The 22015-nt window shown below is 35.4% G+C and carries 21 protein-coding genes and 1 tRNA gene; 12 read left to right on the plus strand and 10 right to left on the minus strand.

Annotated features, from left to right (window positions below; all coding sequences use genetic code 11):
- Positions 1 to 3: 3 nt before the first annotated feature.
- Positions 4 to 1314: a TlpA family protein disulfide reductase gene (locus PWU04_RS02415; RefSeq protein ID WP_274474205.1), complete on the plus strand. Its 1311-nt coding sequence runs from the start codon at positions 4 to 6 to the stop codon at positions 1312 to 1314.
- On the opposite strand, the gene PWU04_RS02420 is transcribed toward PWU04_RS02415, so the two are convergent.
- From PWU04_RS02420 to PWU04_RS02430, 3 genes are all read right to left on the minus strand, one after another.
- Positions 1311 to 1670 carry a YraN family protein gene (locus PWU04_RS02420; RefSeq protein WP_274474206.1) on the minus strand — a complete coding sequence of 120 codons (360 nt, stop codon included), beginning with the start codon at positions 1668 to 1670 and terminating at the stop codon, positions 1311 to 1313. The genes PWU04_RS02415 and PWU04_RS02420 overlap by 4 nt on opposite strands.
- A gap of 18 nt (positions 1671 to 1688) precedes the next feature.
- Positions 1689 to 2717, minus strand: coding sequence for a S66 peptidase family protein (locus PWU04_RS02425; RefSeq protein ID WP_319946473.1), 1029 nt, complete (start codon positions 2715 to 2717; stop codon positions 1689 to 1691).
- Positions 2718 to 2828: 111 nt separating this feature from the next.
- Complete coding sequence (locus PWU04_RS02430; protein WP_274474207.1) at positions 2829 to 3440, minus strand: hypothetical protein; 612 nt, start codon at positions 3438 to 3440, stop codon at positions 2829 to 2831.
- A gap of 205 nt (positions 3441 to 3645) precedes the next feature.
- Here PWU04_RS02430 and metG point away from each other — a divergent pair, with 205 nt between their 5' ends.
- The 9 genes from metG (at position 3646) to PWU04_RS02475 (ending at position 14063) form a co-directional block, all read left to right on the plus strand.
- The gene (metG, locus tag PWU04_RS02435) at positions 3646 to 5700 is read left to right on the plus strand and encodes a methionine--tRNA ligase (protein WP_406600932.1); all 2055 of its coding nucleotides are present in this window, start codon (positions 3646 to 3648) and stop codon (positions 5698 to 5700) included.
- An 18-nt stretch (positions 5701 to 5718) separates the two neighbouring features.
- Complete coding sequence (locus PWU04_RS02440; RefSeq protein WP_274474208.1) at positions 5719 to 7170, plus strand: hypothetical protein; 1452 nt, start codon at positions 5719 to 5721, stop codon at positions 7168 to 7170.
- Positions 7171 to 7182: 12 nt separating this feature from the next.
- Complete coding sequence (locus PWU04_RS02445) at positions 7183 to 9309, plus strand: Tex family protein (protein ID WP_274474209.1); 2127 nt, start codon at positions 7183 to 7185, stop codon at positions 9307 to 9309.
- 453 nt (positions 9310 to 9762) lie between these two features.
- A complete protein-coding gene (locus PWU04_RS02450; RefSeq protein ID WP_274474210.1) occupies positions 9763 to 10845 on the plus strand; it encodes a toxin-antitoxin system YwqK family antitoxin in 1083 nt (360 codons plus the stop codon).
- Between the two features lie 14 nt (positions 10846 to 10859).
- Positions 10860 to 12089, plus strand: a complete 1230-nt coding sequence (locus PWU04_RS02455) for a site-specific integrase (RefSeq protein WP_274474211.1) — start codon at positions 10860 to 10862, stop codon at positions 12087 to 12089.
- A gap of 159 nt (positions 12090 to 12248) precedes the next feature.
- Positions 12249 to 12554: a helix-turn-helix domain-containing protein gene (locus tag PWU04_RS02460; protein WP_274474212.1), complete on the plus strand. Its 306-nt coding sequence runs from the start codon at positions 12249 to 12251 to the stop codon at positions 12552 to 12554.
- Positions 12548 to 12763: a hypothetical protein gene (locus PWU04_RS02465; protein WP_274474213.1), complete on the plus strand. Its 216-nt coding sequence runs from the start codon at positions 12548 to 12550 to the stop codon at positions 12761 to 12763. Before PWU04_RS02460 ends, PWU04_RS02465 begins: the two co-directional genes overlap by 7 nt.
- A gap of 84 nt (positions 12764 to 12847) precedes the next feature.
- Positions 12848 to 13684 carry a rolling circle replication-associated protein gene (locus PWU04_RS02470; RefSeq protein WP_274474214.1) on the plus strand — a complete coding sequence of 279 codons (837 nt, stop codon included), beginning with the start codon at positions 12848 to 12850 and terminating at the stop codon, positions 13682 to 13684.
- 4 nt (positions 13685 to 13688) lie between these two features.
- Positions 13689 to 14063: a hypothetical protein gene (locus tag PWU04_RS02475; protein ID WP_274474215.1), complete on the plus strand. Its 375-nt coding sequence runs from the start codon at positions 13689 to 13691 to the stop codon at positions 14061 to 14063.
- Here PWU04_RS02475 and PWU04_RS02480 read toward each other — a convergent pair.
- The 4 genes from PWU04_RS02480 to mce form a co-directional block, all read right to left on the minus strand.
- Positions 14049 to 14768 (minus strand): HNH endonuclease, encoded by a 720-nt coding sequence (locus tag PWU04_RS02480; protein WP_274474216.1) that lies wholly within the window; start codon positions 14766 to 14768, stop codon positions 14049 to 14051. The two genes, PWU04_RS02475 and PWU04_RS02480, sit on opposite strands and share 15 nt — an antisense overlap.
- A 37-nt stretch (positions 14769 to 14805) precedes the next feature.
- Positions 14806 to 16209, minus strand: a complete 1404-nt coding sequence (locus tag PWU04_RS02485) for a tetratricopeptide repeat protein (RefSeq protein ID WP_274474217.1) — start codon at positions 16207 to 16209, stop codon at positions 14806 to 14808.
- A gap of 160 nt (positions 16210 to 16369) precedes the next feature.
- Positions 16370 to 16443: transfer RNA gene (locus PWU04_RS02490), tRNA-Ile, on the minus strand.
- A 57-nt stretch (positions 16444 to 16500) separates the two neighbouring features.
- The gene (mce, locus tag PWU04_RS02495) at positions 16501 to 16902 is read right to left on the minus strand and encodes a methylmalonyl-CoA epimerase (RefSeq protein ID WP_274474218.1); all 402 of its coding nucleotides are present in this window, start codon (positions 16900 to 16902) and stop codon (positions 16501 to 16503) included.
- A 65-nt stretch (positions 16903 to 16967) separates the two neighbouring features.
- Here mce and rbfA point away from each other — a divergent pair, with 65 nt between their 5' ends.
- Together rbfA and PWU04_RS02505 are read left to right on the plus strand one after the other, a co-directional pair.
- Positions 16968 to 17363, plus strand: a complete 396-nt coding sequence (rbfA, locus tag PWU04_RS02500; RefSeq protein ID WP_274474219.1) for a 30S ribosome-binding factor RbfA — start codon at positions 16968 to 16970, stop codon at positions 17361 to 17363.
- The gene (locus tag PWU04_RS02505) at positions 17364 to 18566 is read left to right on the plus strand and encodes an ABC transporter permease (RefSeq protein WP_274474220.1); all 1203 of its coding nucleotides are present in this window, start codon (positions 17364 to 17366) and stop codon (positions 18564 to 18566) included.
- Between the two features lie 13 nt (positions 18567 to 18579).
- Here the strand turns inward: PWU04_RS02505 and PWU04_RS02510 are convergent, their stop codons facing one another.
- From PWU04_RS02510 to PWU04_RS02520, 3 genes are read right to left on the minus strand one after another with little or no spacing between them, the layout of a single operon-like run.
- Positions 18580 to 19329 carry a tetratricopeptide repeat protein gene (locus PWU04_RS02510; RefSeq protein WP_274474221.1) on the minus strand — a complete coding sequence of 250 codons (750 nt, stop codon included), beginning with the start codon at positions 19327 to 19329 and terminating at the stop codon, positions 18580 to 18582.
- Between the two features lies 1 nt (position 19330).
- Positions 19331 to 21106 carry a BatD family protein gene (locus PWU04_RS02515; RefSeq protein ID WP_274474222.1) on the minus strand — a complete coding sequence of 592 codons (1776 nt, stop codon included), beginning with the start codon at positions 21104 to 21106 and terminating at the stop codon, positions 19331 to 19333.
- A 44-nt stretch (positions 21107 to 21150) separates the two neighbouring features.
- A complete protein-coding gene (locus PWU04_RS02520) occupies positions 21151 to 21996 on the minus strand; it encodes a tetratricopeptide repeat protein (RefSeq protein WP_274474223.1) in 846 nt (281 codons plus the stop codon).
- Positions 21997 to 22015 lie beyond the last annotated feature (19 nt).

Here is a 22015-nt window from a genome sequence, read left to right on the forward strand (position 1 = left end):
GTTATGTTAAAACACTTTTTATTCAGTCTCTTACTGCTTCCCTTTTTAGGATTTAGTCAACATAGTATTTCCGGAACATTTTCCCCTCCAGAGGAGTTTAGCTTTGTAATTCTTTACAAAGTACTACCCTCGACACTCGAATATGTTGGGAATACTCAAATTGATAAAACCGGACATTTTGATATTTATGTTGATTCTACTGCAACCAATGGAGTTTACCGCTTAGTATATGCTATTCCTCAAGAAGACTACCATTTTGACGTTATCCTAAACAACAGGGAAGATGTAGAACTTAACTTTAGTTTTGACGAAGGTGTTACTTTTTTAAAATCACACGAAAACAAATTACTATCATCATATCGAAAAAGTATGGGTATGGTTAACGACGCCTTAGTTAAGTTTTATGAAACACCCGAACAAAACAAAGAGGACTTCGAAAAATTAACCACTCTACTACATCAAACTCAAACCGAATACGAAAAAGCAGCTGAAGGCACCTTGGCCCTAAATTTCATAAAAGCGGGCAAATCATATATTCCTAAATCTTATGAAGACGCCAACACCTTTTACAAAAACAGCAAGAATAATTACTATAGCAATATCGATTTTGATAATCCGGCATTACAGAACTCTGGATTTTTAATGGAGTCTGCAGTAAACTATATTTTTGGCTACGTTAATGGATCAAGCCCTAATAAGGAATACATTGAAAACATCGATAAATCTGTTGCAGCCATGGGAAGCCAAGAAGAAACTAAACAGATTATCCTGGAAACCCTATGGAGTCAATTTAGCGGGCAGGACAATCCTGAAGTCGCCAATTATATTGCCGATGCATACCTCATACCTATAGCTAAAGAGGAGAATGATACGGAACTACTTGAAACATTAACTTCCTATAAAAACACATCGCTTTACTCAAAAGCACCCAACTTTAGATTAAACGAATCAGGAGATGATTTATATAGCTTAAACACATCCAACAATTATGTGATCGTGTTTTGGAGCAGCAGCTGCTCTCACTGTCTTGAGGAAATTCCGCAGTTGAATAAATTTACAGATGGTTTTGACAAAAGTAAGCTTCAAGTAATTGCCGTTGGCCTTGAAGAAGAGCCCAATCAATGGAAAAAAACCATCACTAAATACCCTAATTTCATTCATATTTACGGCGATGGAAAGTGGGACAATCCTATTGGAGACACTTATGGTGTAACTGCAACACCAACCTATTTTGTTTTGGATAAAAACAAAGTGATTGTTGACAAACCGGAAACTGTTGATGACGTTAAAGAATACTTTGATAAGTTGAATTAAAAATGAAAAAAGGCATCCTCTAGGTGTTCTATTTGGGTGCCTTTTTTATTGTTTAGAATCGCAATAATATCGAACCTCCCTTCTACATCCAAATCGTTTTCCAAAATGTAATGGTTGAGAGCTTCAACAAGTAACTTAATCTGCTTTGGCTTTACAAAATCCTGCGGGTTTCCAAAATCAGAAGTGCTTCTGGTTTTTACCTCAACGGCACAAACTACCTCATCTTTTTGGATAATAATATCAATCTCAGCTTTAAGATAGCGATAGTTTCTCTCCAAGATAGAATATCCCTTATCAACTAAAAAATCAACTGCCATTTGCTCACCTTTTTTTCCAAGATCGTTGTGCTCTGCCATAATTGAATAAAGCTAAAATTATTGATCGAAAACCACTGTAGATCTATCTTTTCCGACAGTCAAAACGATATTTCTTCCAAGTATTAAAGCCTGGTTATCGGGTTCGTGACCTGCAGGAAAATTGAACATCACAGGAAAATCGCAATCGGCAACAACATCAAGAATCAATTCTTCAATGGTTCTCCCAAACTCGGTAGTATTTGGTCTTATATTGCTAATATCTCCAATAATCAAACCTCTACAACCATCAAAATATCCTGCTCTTTTTAAACTCTGAAACATACGATCAATATGATACGCATACTCCCCTATTTCCTCTATAAAAAGAATTTTTCCGCCGGTATCAATACTGGTTTTTGATCCTAGCATGGTATGCATCACCGTTAAGTTACCACCAACTAGTTGACCTGAAGCCACACCAACTCTATTGTATTTTGATCCGTCTACAGTATAAACCAGAGGCTCGCCAAACAATACTTTGCGAAACGATTCAATGCTTTTTTCAACTGCCTTTCCTCGATCTTCCAAGTTGACACACATCATTCCATGGATTGACTCCACGCCTAAAATATTGAATTGATTGTGGAGTGCTGTCACGTCAGAAAACCCTATTAGCCATTTCGGATTGGTCTTGAGTGAACTATAATCAATCTTGTCCAAAATACGCACAGCCCCATAACCACCACGGGCACACCAAATCGCCTTGATTTTTGGGTCGTCCAGAGCCTTTTGGAAGTCAGCAGCTCGATTGGCATCAGTACCTGCAAAGTGGCCATTATCATGATAGAGATGTTTTGACATAACCACATGAAGCCCCCAACTTTCCATTAACGCTTTTGCTTTTTCAATGGCGTCTTCTCTGTTTTTTAGGACTCCAGAAGTTGCTACTATAGCAATAGTATCTCCAGATTTTAAATAAGGTGGCTGCATTAGGGATTGTTGATATTTTGAAAAGTTAAACTTAGTAGATTTTTGTGCCAATACCGGCATAGCTCCAACAAACGCTATTACTAGTACCAACATTAAAACCCTACTGTAGTTTACCATATACTCTGCTTTTTGTAAATGTAACGGTTTTTAAATAGAATTCTTGTAAATGGCATCAAACAAAAAAGAGGCCTTATAAAGACCTCTTCCTTTTAAATCAATCTGAAATTATTATTTTTTATTGAAAAATCTTCTTTCCTTATCTCCAGAGGCAACATTTAATCTAGCTTGATCAAAATCTACTTTCATTAAATTTCCCTTATAAAAACCTGAAAACTCTGTTCCACCAAAAGTTGCACCAGTGAATTCTAGTTCATAAGCATTGCCATTATCCATTACCTTGAATGTTCCAGAATTAATTTCATAGAAGTCTCCCTCATCAGTCTCTATATCATATTCAACCATAATGTCTGCCAAATCAAATGTAAAAGACTCCATACTATCTTCATCATAATTATAATCACCCAAACTTAAGTCTTGAGAGTTATTTGTAAACAACTCAAAATATATCGCTGTAAAAACAGAGTTCTCAGGGAATGGCTCTCCCTCAAAATTAGTCAATTCACTGTCAACTAAAGTAACGTCAAAATTTTTAGCACCCGAGCCTAAATCTCCCCAATACTCTATTATTCCATCCTTCAATTCATACTCTGCATCACCAATTTTCAAAAAGTTGGTTGAAGTCTCGTTATTGTCGCTATTAGAATTATCATCATCCGAACCACAATTAAACATAAATAAACTTAGCATCAAGGCTAGGGTAAAGGGCAAAATTTTCTTCATTTTTAATAAATTAAATAGTTTTACAATTGAACCGCAATATATATAATTTAACCAAGCAAAAAAGTATTTTCTTACATTGCAACACTTCACGGCATTTGTAGTTTTATATATTTTCAATAAGCACATTAATTTCCGTACTTTTGTTGGCCTAAATTAAGCTGTATTATTACAACCACAGCATCAATCTAAAAACAATAAAACATCAATGAATCAACCTAAACGTTATACCATTACTGCTGCCCTTCCTTATACAAATGGTCCCATTCATATTGGTCATTTAGCAGGAGTTTATGTGCCAGCCGATATTTACTCACGTTATTTAAGAGCGACCGGAAACGATGTGGCTTTCATTTGCGGAAGCGACGAACACGGGGTTGCCATTTCCATGCGTGCTAAAAAAGAAGGTGTAACACCTCAGGAGATCATTGATAAATACCATAAAATAATCAAAGATTCGTTTGAAGATTTTGGAATTACTTTTGATAATTACGGGAGAACCTCATCGCAAGTGCACCATGACACTGCTTCGGCATTCTTTAAAAAGCTTTACGAAGATGGGAAATTTATAGAAGAAGTTACCGAGCAGCTTTACGATGACCAAGCCAAACAGTTTTTGGCAGATCGTTTTGTTATTGGCACATGCCCAAAATGCCATAACGAAGAAGCTTATGGCGATCAATGTGAAAGCTGCGGAAGTTCCCTGAACGCAACAGACCTTATCAATCCGAAATCGACCATAACTGGAAGCATTCCTGTTTTAAAAGAAACCAAGCACTGGTTCCTCCCATTGGATCAGTATGAAGGTTTTATGAAAGAATGGGTATTAGAAGGTCATAAAGGTGACTGGAAACCCAATGTATATGGCCAGGTGAAATCCTGGGTTGATGACGGCTTAAAACCTCGTGCTGTAACCCGCGATTTAGACTGGGGAATCCCGGTTCCTGTTGAAGGAGCAGAAGGCAAGGTTCTGTACGTTTGGTTCGATGCACCAATCGGTTACATTTCATCCACCAAAGAATGGGCTGAAAGAGAAGGAAAAGACTGGGAGCCTTATTGGAAAGATAAGGATACCAAACTAGTTCATTTTATTGGCAAGGACAATATTGTATTCCACTGTATTATTTTCCCGAGCATGCTTAAGGCTGAGGGTAGCTACATTCTTCCGGACAACGTTCCTGCAAACGAATTCTTAAACCTTGAAGGCAATAAATTGTCAACGTCAAAGAATTGGGCAGTTTGGCTGCATGAGTACCTTAAGGATTTCCCAGATAAACAAGATGTGCTTCGTTATACCTTAACGGCAAATGCTCCAGAAACCAAGGACAACGATTTTACCTGGAAGGATTTCCAAGCTAGAAACAACAATGAGTTGGTAGCTATTTTCGGAAACTTCATTAACCGAGTAGTTGTATTGACCAATAAATATTACAACGGCGTAATTCCTCAACCTAACGAATTGACAGCAATCGACGAGGAAACATTGGCAGCACTTGGAGCTTATCCAGCGGTCATCGCCAGCTCAATAGAGCGCTATAGATTTAGAGAAGCCAGTCAAGAGTTAATGAACCTTGCCAGATTAGGAAACAAGTATTTAGCGGACGAAGAGCCTTGGAAAGTTATTAAGGAAGATGAAGCTCGAGTACAGACCATCATGTACGTAGCACTTCAGATTGCTGCTGGATTGGCTGTATTAAGCGAACCGTTCCTTCCGTTTACCTCTGAAAAACTAAAGAATATTTTGAATCTAGATTCAAAAAGTTGGGATAGTGTTTCAGACACTAAAGCGCTTTTAAGTGCCGGACATCAAATTGGGAAAGCAGAATTGTTATTCAACAAAATAGAAGACCAAGAGATTCAAGTTCAACTGGATAAATTGGAAGCTACTAAAAAAGCTAATGAAGCAGCCAACAAAACAGTAGAACCACAAAAAGACACCATTACTTTTGAAGACTTCACTAAACTGGATATTCGCGTAGGAACCATTTTGGAAGCCGAAAAAATGCCAAAAGCAAAAAAATTATTGGTATTAAAAGTAGATACCGGTATTGACCAGCGCACCATTGTCTCTGGCATTGCAGAGCATTTTTCACCTGAAGAAGTTATCGGCAAAAAGGTTACTGTTTTAGTAAATCTCGCTCCACGAAAACTTAGAGGTATAGAAAGCGAAGGCATGATTTTAATGACCGAAACCGAAGAAGGCAAACTAACTTTTGTAAACCCTGACACGGCCAATGTTGCCAACGGATTGCAGATTAGTTAATTTTAGAAATAAGATTAAATGAAAATAAAATTAATATCTATGGTGCTTGCAGTTGTAAGCACCATTAGTTTTTATGGACAATCCCCAGCTGCTCTAACTTTCAAAAACGATAAATTTTCCAGAGCCCTCACTAAATCATCCCTCACACTTAGCAATCAATCCAATAACGACTTGGTGATTCTGATAGTAGAAAACAAAGATTTGTTTGCCTATTTATTCAACGGTGATTTTTCTGAAAAGCACTATTTCCAAACGAACCAAATAAAAAAGAAATACTCCACCTTATTGGGGTATAAGGTTGATGGCGACGTTTACCATTTGCTGTATTCAAATACTATTAAAACAAAGTTTGCTGTTTTTACGGTGGATTTTAAATCTAAAAAAGTCAACACTAAAGAACTTGAACATAAATTTTATGAGGACCTATACTTGGAAACAGTCACCATAAAAAACATTCCTTATATTCTTAGTGCAGATGAAAAGAATAATTTAACCATATCAACACTTGACTCATCGTTGGAAATCGCCCCAATAAAAACATTTGAACTAGGTCAAGACAAAAACATTAAATTACTGAGAAACCTTCTTGAATCGAGTTTATTCTTTAGAAGCTATAAAGGGATGGACACCATGAAGTCCAACATATATAAAATAGACAACAGGACACCTACGCCTATCGAAATAGCTTCAATGCCCAATAAAATTTACAGTATTAATGAAAAGATATATTTAACATTTGAAGAAGTAGACTCTTCAACGCTGGTTATTGAAATCAACTTAGAAAAATCATCAACTAACACCTTTTTAATAGAATACCCAAAACAGGAATCTGAATCTTTTGAAAAATTCAATTCTTTCCTTACTGATACCGCACTTTTTCAAATAGCAAGTTCAAAAGAAAAAATGGAAGTAAACGTTAAAGATCTACAAGGAAATACCCTAAAAAATTTCAAATACAGCTCCATAAAAGAAATAGAAGATAAAAGCTCTCCGTATATTATCTCAGATCCAGATTTAAGTTTATTTCATAGTCAACGTGAACTTAAAGACTCAGAGAAATTTTTAAAGAAAGTTTCATATGGAAACAATGCTATTTCTTGTCTTACTTTAGGTGATATTTATCATTTTACAATAGGTGGTTCATATAGATTTAAGCAGGCAAATGGAGGATTGGCACAAACAGCTTTTATGGGAGATTACAACGAACAAGCACCTATTATTTCTTTTAACCCTACCACCACTTCTTTTTACTCATACAACAACACTGTTTCTACATACTTTAACTTATCCTTAGACAAAAACTTTGAGCCAATTAGACTCACTTCCAAATCTACCATATATGAAAACCTGCTTTCCCATAAGAAAGGGATAAAATATTTCACAGCTGAAAATTTGTTTTTCCACAACAACAAACTCTATTATGGAAAAATCGATTTGAAAAACAGAGAATATTCTTTAAACGCTCTTTAAAAATCAATAACCATGTTTCAACTTCTACAATATGTCTGCTCCAAAGCCAAACTTCCAGAACAAAGTGTAAAAAACACCATCACACTTTTGGAAGAAGCCTCTACCATCCCATTTATTGCTCGTTACCGAAAGGAAAGAACAGGAAATCTAGATGAAGTGCAGATTGGTGACATCGTAAAATATAAAGATCAATTTGAGAGCATTCAAAAGCGAAAAGATAGCATCTTAAAGTCTATTGAAGAACAGGAAGCTCTAACCACTGAACTGAAAGACAAAATTGAAGCCTGTTGGGACGAAATTGAATTAGAGGACCTTTACCTACCCTATAAAAAGAAGCGCAAAACCAAAGCAGAAACGGCCAGACAAAATGGACTTGAGCCTTTGGCTAAAATTATAATGAGCCAAAAGAGCAATGATGTTGAATCTGTAGCTACTCGTTATACCTCAGATGTTGTTGCTTCAGAAAAAGATGCTTTGGAAGGTGCTCGCCATATTATTGCTGAATGGATCAACGAACGAACTGATATCCGTAACCAAATCCGATATCAACTAGAACGTTTTGCTATCATTTCAACCAAAGTCGTTAAAACAAAAAAAGACGAGGAAGCTTCACAGAAATATCGTGATTACTTCGAATGGAACGAACCATTAAACCGCTGTCCTTCCCATAGATTACTGGCTATCCTAAGAGCAGAACAAGAAGGTATAATCCGTGTGAAAATTGAAATTGACGACGATCGTGCTTTGGATAAAATAGAGAGTCGTTTAATCAGATCCAACAATGCTTGCTCAAAACAGATAGAATTAGCTATAAGCGATGCCTACAAACGCTTGCTATTGCCTTCACTTTCGAATGAGGCCATGCAAAACGCCAAAGCCAAAGCCGACGAATTGGCAATTAACGTGTTTGCAAAAAACCTAAAACAATTGTTGTTAGGGTCACCATTGGGAGAAAAACGCATTTTGGCCATCGACCCAGGATATCGAACGGGCTGTAAAATAGTTTGCTTAAATGCACAAGGCGATTTGGAACACAACGAAACTATCTATCCTCATGCTCCAAAAAACGACTCAAAGGGTGCTATTAAAAAAATTAGCACATTAACAGAAGCTTACAACATAGAAGCCATTGCCATTGGAAATGGTACAGCTTCAAGGGAAACCGAACAGTTGGTAAGGCGCATCCGTTTTAAAAACGACATTCAAGTATTTGTTGTTAGCGAGGCTGGAGCTTCAATTTACTCGGCCTCCAAAATTGCCAGAGAGGAATTCCCTAATTACGATGTTACGGTACGGGGCGCTGTATCTATTGGACGCCGTTTAGCCGACCCCCTAGCCGAATTGGTCAAAATTGACCCTAAGTCTATTGGCGTTGGACAATACCAACACGATGTTGATCAAGGCAAACTTAAAACCAGCCTGGATACTGTTGTAGAAAGCTGCGTAAATGCCGTTGGCGTAAACGTTAATACTGCAAGTAAGTCATTGCTACAATACGTTTCTGGAATTGGAGAAAAACTGGCCGAAAACATTGTAATCTACCGTAATGAAAATGGCGCTTTCCAGTCTAGAGCTGCCATTAAAAACGTACCAAGATTAGGTGGTAAAGCCTATGAACAAGCAGCAGGCTTCCTTAGAATAAAAGGCGCTGAAAATCCATTGGACGACTCGGCAGTTCACCCAGAGAGCTATCATTTGGTTGAACAGATTGCTAAGGATGAAAACAAAAGCATAGCAGAACTTATTGGCAACAAAACACTTCTAAACAGTATTGAGCTAAAAAACTATTGTAGCGATACAGTTGGACTACCTACACTAGAAGACATTGTAAAGGAACTTGAAAAACCAGGATTGGATATAAGGGAACAAGCCAAGGTATTTACCTTTAACCAAAACATTAAAACCATAAACGATGTACAAGCAGGACAACTGCTTCCCGGTATTGTAAACAACATTACCAATTTTGGATGTTTTGTGGATATAGGAATCAAAGAAAGTGGATTAATTCACATTTCAAATCTTTCCGACAGTTATGTATCTGATGTAAGCGAGCATGTACACCTACATCAACAAGTTATCGTAAAAGTTCTAGAAGTAGATTTGGAGCGTAGACGCATACAGTTAAAACTTCACAAATAATACAGGTTTTATTTGAATGCACTTTAAATAAAGGCTTCACAAAAAAATAAGCCGGCAACCTAGTTGCCGGCTTATAACTAACCTTACTCCTTTTTAAAAAACCAACTCTTTTGAAAAAAGGACTGCAAAAGTACAACTTTACCACTAACCTACACCACAAAACTGTAATATTACAGTTAGTTTTAACCTAATGTTAACCATTAGGGCATATAAAACGAAAAGCCCAGTTAAAAATAACTAGGCTTTTAAAATTTGTGGTCCCACCTGGACTCCAATACATCTAACTGTATTTTACTCTATTTTATTGATATTACTGAGATTAACCGTTATTTTAAAGCAGACTCAAAGTTAAGCTAAAATGCTAAAGATTAAATGAAATTAAAATTATTCGTCCCCTGATTCGTCCCCTAGATATCTTTTATATATTTACGGTATTACTTTAAACCGTACTAATTGAAACCAATTTACCTATTAATTTTAGCAATATGCTTTTCTTCTTGTAAAGATGACATTTCAAATAAAAGATACCGAAATGAAAACTATGTTTTTTATAAAGAGGATGGTAAGCAAGGAGAATGGAGAAAAATAAATCCTAACTTAAAACTTGTTCTTCCCAAGTCACATTCCACTTATTTTTTCCCCAATGGAAGTCGACACTCTGAACTAGAAGTTTTAGACACCTTTCCCAATAGAATAATCAAATACTTTGACAAAACAGGTCGACTAACCTACATCACCAGATATAAAAATGACACCATATTCAAAGAGACTTTCGAAAATGGCTACCATAAAGAGTACCACTCTAACTACGGAAATCTTTCATGCGAAGGCTTAATTGAAAATGGTATGCAACAAGGAATATGGAAGTATTATAGGGAAAATGGCAAAACTTTAGAAAACATTATAGAATTCAAAAATGATACAATTAATGGGATTCAAGAAGATTATTGGGAAAATGGAAATTTAAAAGTCGCTATGCAAATAACTATGGGGAATTTTAATGGGAAAAACACTCATTATTACAAAAGCGGACAAATTAAAGAAATTGACTTTATGAAAAATGATATGTTCAATGGAAAGACAACAACATATCACCTCAATGGCAGATTAAGGTCCGAATTATATTATTGGAATGACAAACCTATAGACACAGCTAAATTTTATTATGAGTCAGGAAAACTAAAAGACATTAGAATCTCTAACCTAGATACTACTACCCTTAAATCCTCTGGCAATATTATAAGTTTCTATGAAAGTGGAGCTCTCAAGGAAACTTTTGACACTAAAAATGAAATTGCTGATGGGGAAGTCAAAATATATTATGAGAATGGAAATCTATCTCAGCACTATTTTGTCAAACAAGCCTCCAAAGAAGGTAATGGAAAAACATATTTCGAAAATGGTCAATTGCAATATGCAATGACATTTAAAGACGATTTAATTCAAGGAACAATGAAGCAATTTGACGAATCCGGAAAATTAATTAAAACCTATTCAGTCAAAAATGGAAAAGCAACTGATTCCATTATTCATTAATAAATTCTTTCAAAATGTCTAAAGCCAAGTTCATATTAAAAGAGCCAAATTCTAAAGAAGAAACATTGGTTTACCTAGTTTATAATTACCAATACAAAAGGTTTAAATATTCCACAAGGGAGAAAATCAACCCAAAGTTTTGGAACGGAAATGAACAGCGAGCAAAAAAATCGAAACAGTTTCCTGAATACCCTGAATTCAACTCTCGACTTGATAAAATTGAATATGGCATAAATACAGCATTCAGGAAATTATTGAATGATGGCATTCAACCGAACAACACCAATTTAAAAGAAGCTTTAGAGGATGAAATTTCAGACTCTATTGTAAAACCTAATAAAACTAATTTCTTAGGGTTCGTGGAAAAGTTCATTGAAGAAAGTAAACTCAACAAGAAACTAGGGACAATAAAAGTTTACAACACCACATTCAAATATCTTAAAGAATACTCATCAAGAAATAGAATTGATTTTGACACAATAGACTTGGAGTTTTACAATAACTATACGCATTACTTATCGAACGAAAACAACCTATCAGCAAATACAGTTGGTAAGCACATAAAAACAATCAAAACATTCCTTAACGAAGCAACGGATCGTGGAATAAATAACAACCTTGAATTCAAAAAGAAAAAGTTCAAAACAATTAGAGAAGAATCGGACTCTATTTATTTAAGCATTGAAGAACTTAAAAAAATTGAAAAACTCGATTTATCTGCAATCCCTAGATTAGAGAGGGTTAGAGACTTGTTCTTAATAGGTTGCTACACTGGCTTAAGGTTTTCCGACTTTACCCAAATAAACCCTTCTAACATCAACAACCAAAAGTCTATAATTCAAGTTAGAACTCAAAAAACTGGGCAAAGAGTAACAATTCCAATGCACAAAACTGTTAAGGCTACATTGGACAAATACAACAATCGACTTCCTAAATCTTATGTTAATCAAACGATGAACAAATACCTAAAGGAAATTGCCTCTCTTGCTGGAATTAAAGAAGAAGTCGAAACAACAATATCAAGAGCCGGTGAAATTGAGAGAACTACTTTACCAAAATACAAACTTGTTTCAACTCATACAGCTAGAAGAAGCTTTGCTACAAACACCTATTTAGCTAATGTCCCTCCAATTGCAATAATGAAAATAACGGGACACAAAACAGAACGTTCTTTTATGCAGTACATAAGGATAACCCAAGAAGAAAACGCAGACCAATTATTGAATCATAGTTTTTTTAGATAACGTATTAATTCACCTTCCTTAACTTATTAACCAATACTTCAAAAACCCTAAAAAGCGCTAAAAAGCGCTAAAAAGGGTCGAAAAAGAGCACTTTTGGAAAAGTGCATTTTTTAAAAAGCTTCATTTGCACCATAGTTAAACAATTAAATAAAGTTAATTATGGCAAAATTCATGTTACACACTATTGAACTCTCCGATATTAAAAAAGTTATCGAAGAAGTTCTAGAACAAAAACTAAAAGGGGTTCAAACTCCAACAACTCAAAAAAAGGAATACACCCTCCTCTCTCGAAAAGATACAGCAAAACTACTTTGTGTATCACTTCCAACACTACACGACTGGACAAAAACAGGAATAATTAAAGCTCACAGGATTGGCTCTAGAGTACTTTACAAAGAGTACGAAATCTTAGAATCATTAAAACAGATACAAACCCTAAACAAAGAAAGGAGGTTGCCATGCTAAAAAAGAAAAACGACTACTCGGTTATCGTCTTTTTTGAAGACTCTCCTAAACCTAAAAAGTGGGCTTACGTCCATAAACTAAACGGGTTCTCCTTATTCCTAAAAAAGAATCATCCCACTTGGGAATATATGAACGTTTACAACAGAAGAGAGGGAACTTTTATGAAACAGTTCCGTAAGAGCGACTTTATCCCTCCTTTCATTCAATAGTTTCTTTTTTTTAACCTTTAAAAACCTAAAGACCTTTAATAATAACCTTTTAATGGTATTTATTAATGTGCAACGATTCAGATTATGATTGTTAAAAACACATATGGCACAAGCGTAGCTTTTTCTACTAGAATGTATGGTAAAATTCCAAGCAGAGAATTCACAGGGTCTGCATTAGACAGAAAAAAGCAAGAGCCATCGAAAAAATCAAAAGCAAAAAAAAAGGAATGTAAAGACAAGGTACGAAAGGAACGCTCCTTGTCTAGGCGGTCAAAGCAAAAGATTCGCAAAAAGATTACCTGTTTTGCTAGATGCTATAAAAGATTAAGCTTCGTTACACTTACTTTTTTAAACAAGGTAAACGATGAAGAAGCAGTTAATCTATTGAGAAAATTTGTTGACAATGCTAAAAAGAGAAGTGAGGATTTCCAGTACGTCTGGGTTGCCGAAAGACAAACCAAAAACGATGAATTCAAGGGAAATGTACATTTCCATATGATAACCAATAAATATTGGAAAATTGAAAAGTGGTGGAATTATTGGATTGATTTACAAATCAAAAACGGCATAAAACCACGTAACGAAAATTTCAAACCCTCTTCTGCTTTTGACGTAAAACAATTAAACTCAAATAACATTAGGTCTATTGCATCCTACGTTACTAAGTACGTAACCAAAAACAACGCAAAGTTCAGATGCCAAGTTTGGAACTGCTCTAAGAGAGTTTCCCAGCTTTACACAGACTTTTACACTACATCAGAGTTTACAGACCAATTCAAGCGCCTAGATGCAGTCTTGAAAGAGTTTGAGGTAAAAGATAACAATCGTCCATTCCTAAACATTAAAATGATTGACTTAAACCGAACCACTTTAAAACTATACAATAGACTTGACAAAAAAAATTCAGCAATTCAAAACTAACATTATGAGAAAAACGAAATCTAGTAAAACCTCAAATTCCTACCATAATTTTCTAATTGACCATAAATTGGCAGACGAGCTTTATACTGTTTTTGATAGAAAAAAAATCATTCAAAACTGTAAGGACTTAGAAACTTCTCTACCAACAACAAATGAATATTTTAAAATTTCTATTGGAGAAAAACTTTCCTTTGTTTCCATCAGGGAGAATAACGGTCAAGTATTACAATTCTTATTTTCCAATCAGTTTAATGTTTACGAATTACTCAGGATTCCCGACCATATACTATTGGAAAAACACAAAGCATTAATTTTTGAAGCTTATGGAATTAGAAGTTGTAATTCAATTGAAGACCTGACATGTCTATTTTATGATTGATTTTTTTAATTCTTCAATGCTCAAAGTACTAATTTGCCTATGTAACATGCGATGACAATTTGAACAAACAAGAGCTAAGTCTGACAACTTAGTATCAGAATCAGGTTCCAATTCAGAGAGGGGTTTACGGTGGTGACATTCGATAAACCCTTTTCCAATTTCCCCATACCTGTTAAAGAAATCAAATGAACACACTTCACAATCCAGCTTTCCATTTTCTCTAAAATATCCCTCCTTTTTCATTTTAGATATTTTAGAGTTTCTCTCTCTTAATTTATGCAATTTAAAAACCACTTCACCCTCTTTTACAACAACCTCCTCACCATCGTTTTCAATCCCATAAAGCTCAACACATAATTCCTGATTTAAAACAGAAGACCTAATTAAATTTGCTATCCTATTTAAACCCTCTCTATTATTTACAAACTCATTAAACAGCAAAAAATCGAGTTTACTATAAGACTTCATCCCTCTCCCCTTATAGTCAGGGTCGATTGCCAAGAAATTACTCAATTTCAAACCAACGCCATTAGGATTACGAAACTTATTTCTAATAGGTCTATTACTGTGAATCGGCATTTTATTTAGAACTTCTGACAACTCAATTATTTTAAGATTATTAGAATGAATTTGACCCGGCTCAATTTTAAAATACAAGTCTAAAGCTAAAATAATTTCATCTCTGTGCCATTTAGGATTCCTCATAGTTAACTATTTAAAAAGTCTGTTTTTTTTACCAAAATCAAGATTCAACTCCAATGATTGATTCAATTTCTTTAATATACTCCTTTGCCAGAGCATGTAACAATCCCCAAGAACCACTTTCATCAGTAAAACTAATGAAACTCTCAAGCTCTCCATAAGCTAAAACAGCATTATTTTCCTTTTTAAAAAGAAAAACACCCAAAATAAAATGCGATTGTATATGCTCCGATTTTAGACTAAGCATAGTTCTATTGAATTGAATAACTTGGTCAACTGTTACTTTCTCTCCTGCATAACTATTACTTAAAATCGAATTTAGTGTATCAATAGCTTCCCTACTCTTCTTTAAACTTATTAACACGTAAAGCTTATTATATCTCCATGTACCATCTCCATCATCTTCAACCAACTCACTTGCCTTTTCAATATGCTTAAGAGCCAATTCTAATTTATTTTGCATAACACAATTTATAGATTCTGTCAACTGCTCATTGTAAGCATTAGGAGATATTTCCAAATACTTCTTCCTATAACTAACTGACTTTTCTATTTCCCCATTGAAATAACAATAATTTGCAGCTAATATTAATGAGAATTTTTTTAGTTGATTTACTTTTTCGTGATAGCTACTTATATCTGAATGTCCTCTGATATAATCGTTTAGAGCATCCCAAATTTTAATAGATTTCTCAAAATCATTTGATGCAAAAGTAGCCAAGCCAATCATGTAAGTTGCTGTGAAAAATATATGCTCCGAATTGTCCTTAAAACCGTTTAATTCGTCTTCCTCTAAAAAAGTAATCTCTCTTTTCCATAATTCTGAAAACTCCATTCTAAACTTTTTCTCCATATTAAGTGAGAGTTTGGAATGTAAAATCAATGCTTCAATATCAAGAAAGTAATTTACTAATCCTTTTGACTTCCTCTTTGCTAAATCCCCAAAAACATAAAAAGAGGCATTTAGCTTATTAGAAAACTGAATAAAAGAGTCATATTCTTCTTTTTCATTAAATTCTTTACTCCCTTTAAAATGGCTGATTTTTTTCTTTACTTTTAAAGAAAGATGATTATTTAATACAATCACCTCATAAGCTTGGTCGAGATTGTATTTTTCTAATTGCTTTTTAATCCCCTTGGCAAAATCATTCTTTATTCTTCTTTCTTGTTCATCATCCTCTGCCTCTATTGCAATAATAATATTTTGCCTTATACAGTCCGTTTTAGGGAACCGCTCTCTTTTAAATTTCCAATATATAATAAGGACTACTTCAAAAGCAAACCAAATCAAAACCCCATAAATATTAGTATTAAAAACATCCTTCAAAAAAGGGTTAACGAACTGGAATATTATTGAAGAAAAAATGACAAATAAAAGAATGGTTCTTATTCTATAAAATTCAATATTCCTGAAATCAATCTTAAGTAAACTTTGAAAATCCATTTAAACACATTTAACAATGTTAAAAATGAGAATAAAAAACCAAAAAAATAAAAATTACTCTTTTTAAATATAAACAACTATTATCGTCCCCTCATTCGTCCCCTGGAAATAAAAAAGCCTTGCAAACACATGGTTTACAAGGCTTTTAAAACGTAATTAGTGGTCCCACCTGGGCTCGAACCAGGGACCACCTGATTATGAGTCAGGTGCTCTAACCAACTGAGCTATAGGACCTCAAAATTGGAGTGCAATATTACCAATATTTTTGATATGTTGCAAGGCTTTTTGCCATTACTTTATTTCTTGACACAATTCAATTAAAACACCATTGGTCGATTTAGGATGCAAAAATGCCACTAACTTATTGTCTGCCCCTTTTTTAGGTGTTTCGTTAAGCACTGTAAAGCCCTCATTTTTTAGTCGAGAAATTTCTGCTTCAATATCATCAACATCAAAAGCGATATGATGAATGCCCTCCCCTTTCTTCTCTATAAACTTAGCAATGGGACTGTCTGGCTTTGTAGCTTCAAGCAGTTCAATTTTATTTTCCCCTACTTTAAAAAAGGAAGTATTCACCCCTTCACTAGCCACCTCTTCAACCTTATAGTGTGGTTCACCAAAAAGCTTCGAAAACAACTCATTAGAATTCTCCAAGCTTTTAACCGCTATCCCTATATGTTCTATTTTATTCATATCTTAAGACTTAATTTTGTGCTCCAAAAGTAATATAATCTTTAAATATCGACTATTTTTGTGCTATGGAAGAAAGTAACAGACAGAAGAAAATAGGAAACGTTTTAAAACGTGATCTAGCCGATGTACTTCAACGTGCAACTAACGATAGTGGTTTGCGTGGTGTGATTATTTCGGTAACCAAAGTGAAGGTGACGGTAGATCTCTCCATAGCCAAAGCATATTTAAGTATTTTCCCAAACGATAAAGCCAAGGATTTAATTGTTGATATTCGCGCCAACACACCAGCCATAAGACATGAATTGGCACAGCGTACCAAAAACCAATTGAGACGAATGCCTCAACTTGAGTTTTTTATTGACGATTCTTTGGAATACATTGACCGTATAGAACAGTCTTTAAAAGGAAAAGACAACCCTATTACCAATCCGGATTTATTGGATGACAGAAAAAAATCCTAAGTGAATTTCCCCTTATACATTGCCAAACGGTATTTACGCTCTAAGAGCAGCAATAATGCTATAAACTATATAACCATTATTGCAGCCATTGGTATAGTACTAGGGTCGGCAGCGTTATTCATTGTCCTTTCAGGTTTTTCTGGGCTTAGGGATTTCTCCTTACAATTTACCTCTTTAGTAGACCCAGACCTTAAGGCCACAGCGAAAACAGGTAAATCCTATACACTTACTCCTGAGGAATTAATCAAGCTTAAAAAACTTAAAAGTGTTGCCAATTTTTCGCAGGTAATTGAGGAAGGAGCCATTTTTGTTTTCGACAATAAAAAAAAGGCGGCTTACATTAAAGGGGTTGATAGCACATATACCCTAGTAAGTGTTGTAGATTCCATTATGTTTCAAGGGGGCTGGTTACACCAGGACACCTACCAAACTATTGCAGGTGTAGGCATTGCTTACCAATTAGGCATGGGCGTTTTGGATTATGGAAAATCCATTGGGGTTTACGTTCCAAAAACTGGAACAGGACAAATATCTTCTGTCAGCCAAGCTTTTAATCGTGTTCGTGGTTTTAATGTTGGTCTATTCGACATTAACGAAACCCTAAACGACAACTATGTTTTTGCTCCTATTGGAATGACTCGTGAGCTATTGGGCTTTGCTCCCAATCAACTCACTGCATTAGAATTTAAACTACAACCTGGAGTTGACGAAGGAGAAGCAAGGGAAGAAATTCTTTCGGTTTTAGGGGATAAAGTAGTTTTGAAAAACCGCATTCAGCTTAATGAAGCGCTTTATAAAATGCTAAACACAGAGAATTTGGCCGTTTACCTGATTTTTACCCTAATTTTGATTATTGCCTTATTCAATGTGATAGGCTCAATAATCATGATGATACTAGATCGGAAAGCAACGTTGCACACGCTTTACAATCTCGGAGCAACCGTTAATAATATAAGACGCATATTCTTTATTCAGGGCAGCCTAATGACGCTTTTAGGAGGTGTTTTTGGGTTACTTTTAGGAGTTATGATAGTATGGCTGCAAAAAACATTCAGTTTAGTGATGATTACTTCAACTTTACCATACCCGGTAAGTTTTAAATTGGAAAACCTTTTTATCGTAGCACTGACGATAGGAATACTAGGCATCCTCACTTCGAAGCTAGCCTCTTCAAGAATCACCAAAAACTTGATTATCCAATAGGCTAAATTGTATTTTATAAAGCTTTTATATCTGCTTTGGATATCCAGCCTGTTTTACCATCACTTAGCTTAATCTTTTTCCAGTTGCTTACAGTATCTAAAATTTGCACTTTGGTCCCTTCATGCAACTTAAAGAGCTCCTGACTTCTTAAATTAGGCTCACTTTTTACTTGGGTTTCCTCTACAAAAACAATTGCAGGCTTATTATTTGCATCCAAATTATATTTGCGAAACGCCAATCCTAAGGTCGTTAAGGAAAAGAATAAAACCAATAGACTTCCCACAAAAGCAACACGCTTTTTAGCTGTAGAATAAGAAAAGTAGTATACCAAATAAAGCACAACAAACAATACCATAAAAACTACTGCAAAAATGGCCCAATTGTCAAATTCCATTACATTGGTAACATTATTGAAAATTCTGGACAAACCTGTCTGCGGAATGGTATCGATTGCATCGATGGTCATGTTTTGGGCAAATGACAAGTTATTCTTTATCTCCTTATCGTTTGGTGCCAATTGTAATGCCTTCTCGTAATAATAAATACTAGGTGCAATATTGTTTAGTTTATAATTGGCGTTGGCAAGATTAAAGTACAAAGCTTCCGAATGCATACCTGCATCCAAAACCTGCTTGTATTTATCTATGGCTTCTGCATATTTACCCTCATTATACAGAGTATTTCCAGCATCGAACAATGATTTCTCTTGAGCCAAGCCTACTGCTCCAAACAAAATGACAATAATGTATAATAGCTGTTTCATCTTAAACAATCTGTTTATCAATTAATGAAATGGTTCTTGCTGCTTTATCATAATCCTGTTTCATGGCTACATTGGTAGTTGGGGTATATCGCGCCAACTCACAACTGTTCAGCAGTTCTATAAATTCATCTATCGTAATTTTCTCAACGGATTTTGAAAACAATAATTCACTTATCTTTTCCTTACTGAACTCGCTGGTCTCTATCTGTAATTTGGCTTTTAAATAGTTATGTAATGCTTTTTCCAACGCAACATAAAACGATTCCTTGTTGCCCAACGCCTTTTTAGAAGCACTTAAATATTTCTTGGCTAACCTATCTGCTTTTCTCACTTTATTACCAACCACATCGGCTTCTCTAGTGGCTTTTTTCTTTCTTACGACCATTGCCAAAGGAATGGCTAATAACGGCAGCAAGAGACTGCTCCAAAACCAACCTGAGTTAAAGAAATCTCCGTTTGTCATTGATCTTAAATTGGTTTTGGTTTTGATGAATGAAAACTGATCTTGATTCAACTCAACGGGCTGTTTGATTCCACCTGATGCAATATTTGAATTACCAGCCCCTGAATCGTTTAACGGCCCTTGCTTAACATCTATAATCAGTTCATCAGAATAGATTTGCTTATAGCTTTCTGTTTTAGGATTGAAATACGAGAACGAAATTCGTGGTATTGGGTACTTTCCTTTAAACTGGGGCACCACCGTATAGCTTTCACTTCGGTAACCTTGCATTCCATTGAGAGTGGTTCTAATATTATCGTTTTTCTCTGGTTCGTAAACCTCAAGCGAACTAGGCAAAGTAAGCTTAGGAAGTTCGAAAAGCTTTAAATTTCCGTTACCTGACGCTTCCACTTTTGCCTTAAGCGACTCTGAAGCATTAAGCTGGTCTTTGGATAGTGTTACCTTAAAATCAAAACTCCCCACAGCTCCTGTAAAATCAGCTGGCTTACCTTGTTCTGGCAATGGTTTCACATTAATAGTTCGACTACCTGCAGAAATAGTCCTATGTACTTGTCGCGTTAATCTACTGCCAAAAATATCACGACGATTTGTAGGCACTTCAACAGTTATATCCAGACTCAAAGGTTCAATTTCGAGTTTACCCGTCCGCTGGGGATACAATACTGTTTTACGTAAAACCACATAACGATAATCTTCACCTTTATAAGTTCCATTCTGTACTTTTAACCCTTTTACATCAATTGCTTGACTCCAAAAATCATTATATCTTGGGTTATCTATTTCCCTCCAGTTGCTTACACCTGTGTTAGGAGCAACGTATAGCTTATAAATAACAGTAATAGCTTCGTTTAAATACGGATTAGACTTTGAGACCTCAGCAACTAAGTGGATGTTTTCCGAAGCAATATATTCCGCATCATTGCCATCCCTAGGCTTGTCAACAGCTTTGGTAACAATTACAGTGACAGGTGTTGTTTTATAAACTTGACCCTCTATTTCTATTGTAGCCTGATTGATAGTGAATGTCCCTTGACCTTTCGGTGCCAAGAAATAACTGTACGTTTTAGAAAAGCTTCGCTTTCCATTTACCCATGAATGGCTAACTGATTGATTTGGGCCTCCAACAACGGTAAAATTTGTAAATCCAGGTGGATTAAAATTATCACCATCCTCGTTCATCTCAAAATCTACACGTAAGCGCTCGTTAACGCCGAGCTTTGTTTTACTCACTTTGGCCTCAAATTTCACCTGAGCCGAAGCCACCGTAAAACTCAACATGAATAAAAGTAATGCTATGTGTTTAATCAATTTCATATACGCTTTATATTTCAAAAACCACATATTGGGTTCGTAATCGTTTACCAGTCTTTTTCAGTAGGAAGCTTGGCTCCTTTCATTTTTTCGGCATTAACTTTTTCCTGAACTTTTTGCTCCTGGTTGTTCATCGCCTCCAAGATATTCTTCACCTGTTGAGGAGACAATTGCCCTGGCTGTTGCTTAGGCTGTTGAGGCTGCTTATCCCTCTCTCCTTTTCCGTCATCCTTCTTATCCTCTTTAGGTTTTCCTTCCTCGTCCTTATTTTGTTCTCCTTCTTGTTTATCCTGATCGCCTTGATCGTTGTCGTCTTTTTGATCTTGCTGTTGGTTCTGATCTTGATTTTGCTGATTATTATCCTTTTCCTCTTTCTCTTGTTCTTTCTTCGTTTTGTTATCGCCTTCTTCATCTTCTTCCTGAGGAGGATCTTGCTGGTTTTTGGCACAGTCTTTTGCCAAAGCTAAATTGTAACGGGTCTCATCATCTGAAGGATCATTTCGCAAGGCATTTTTAAAAGCTTCAACTGCTAATTTGCACTTCTTCTCTTTCATGAATATATTTCCCATATTGTGAAAAGCCTTGTGCTTATCAGCTTTGTTCTCAGCATATTGAGCGGCCTGCTGGTTTCTATAAAGCGCCTCATCGAAATGCCCTTTTTGGTAGTAAGAATACCCTAGATTATATGCTCCAGCTGTATGGTTTGAATGTTCTGAAATGGCTTGTCTGTAATCAATCTCAGCACTTACAAAATCATCTTCCTCATAAGCTTCATTTCCTTCGTAAACATGCTCATCGGCTTTCAAAATGGCCTTAAGCTCTTGCTTATCCTCGTCTTGTGAAAAGGAAGTCCATGTAATAAAAACGACAATATATGTTATTAAATATCTCATACAGATTACTTTATAAAGC

This window comes from Mangrovimonas aestuarii (assembly GCF_028767185.1).
Lineage (GTDB): Bacteria > Bacteroidota > Bacteroidia > Flavobacteriales > Flavobacteriaceae > Mangrovimonas_B > Mangrovimonas_B aestuarii.

What these genes read in the sequence shown, in the direction of transcription:
- PWU04_RS02415 (WP_274474205.1), top strand. Translation starts at nt 4, where the DNA reads ATGTTAAAACACTTTTTATTCAGTCTCTTACTGCTTCCCTTTTTAGGA.
- PWU04_RS02420 (WP_274474206.1), bottom strand. Translation starts at nt 1,670, where the DNA reads ATGGCAGAGCACAACGATCTTGGAAAAAAAGGTGAGCAAATGGCAGTT.
- PWU04_RS02425 (WP_319946473.1), bottom strand. Translation starts at nt 2,717, where the DNA reads ATGGTAAACTACAGTAGGGTTTTAATGTTGGTACTAGTAATAGCGTTT.
- PWU04_RS02430 (WP_274474207.1), bottom strand. Translation starts at nt 3,440, where the DNA reads ATGAAGAAAATTTTGCCCTTTACCCTAGCCTTGATGCTAAGTTTATTT.
- metG (WP_406600932.1), top strand. Translation starts at nt 3,646, where the DNA reads ATGAATCAACCTAAACGTTATACCATTACTGCTGCCCTTCCTTATACA.
- PWU04_RS02440 (WP_274474208.1), top strand. Translation starts at nt 5,719, where the DNA reads ATGAAAATAAAATTAATATCTATGGTGCTTGCAGTTGTAAGCACCATT.
- PWU04_RS02445 (WP_274474209.1), top strand. Translation starts at nt 7,183, where the DNA reads ATGTTTCAACTTCTACAATATGTCTGCTCCAAAGCCAAACTTCCAGAA.
- PWU04_RS02455 (WP_274474211.1), top strand. Translation starts at nt 10,860, where the DNA reads ATGTCTAAAGCCAAGTTCATATTAAAAGAGCCAAATTCTAAAGAAGAA.
- PWU04_RS02460 (WP_274474212.1), top strand. Translation starts at nt 12,249, where the DNA reads ATGGCAAAATTCATGTTACACACTATTGAACTCTCCGATATTAAAAAA.
- PWU04_RS02465 (WP_274474213.1), top strand. Translation starts at nt 12,548, where the DNA reads ATGCTAAAAAAGAAAAACGACTACTCGGTTATCGTCTTTTTTGAAGAC.
- PWU04_RS02470 (WP_274474214.1), top strand. Translation starts at nt 12,848, where the DNA reads ATGATTGTTAAAAACACATATGGCACAAGCGTAGCTTTTTCTACTAGA.
- PWU04_RS02475 (WP_274474215.1), top strand. Translation starts at nt 13,689, where the DNA reads ATGAGAAAAACGAAATCTAGTAAAACCTCAAATTCCTACCATAATTTT.
- PWU04_RS02480 (WP_274474216.1), bottom strand. Translation starts at nt 14,768, where the DNA reads ATGAGGAATCCTAAATGGCACAGAGATGAAATTATTTTAGCTTTAGAC.
- PWU04_RS02485 (WP_274474217.1), bottom strand. Translation starts at nt 16,209, where the DNA reads ATGGATTTTCAAAGTTTACTTAAGATTGATTTCAGGAATATTGAATTT.
- mce (WP_274474218.1), bottom strand. Translation starts at nt 16,902, where the DNA reads ATGAATAAAATAGAACATATAGGGATAGCGGTTAAAAGCTTGGAGAAT.
- rbfA (WP_274474219.1), top strand. Translation starts at nt 16,968, where the DNA reads ATGGAAGAAAGTAACAGACAGAAGAAAATAGGAAACGTTTTAAAACGT.
- PWU04_RS02510 (WP_274474221.1), bottom strand. Translation starts at nt 19,329, where the DNA reads ATGAAACAGCTATTATACATTATTGTCATTTTGTTTGGAGCAGTAGGC.
- PWU04_RS02515 (WP_274474222.1), bottom strand. Translation starts at nt 21,106, where the DNA reads ATGAAATTGATTAAACACATAGCATTACTTTTATTCATGTTGAGTTTT.
- PWU04_RS02520 (WP_274474223.1), bottom strand. Translation starts at nt 21,996, where the DNA reads ATGAGATATTTAATAACATATATTGTCGTTTTTATTACATGGACTTCC.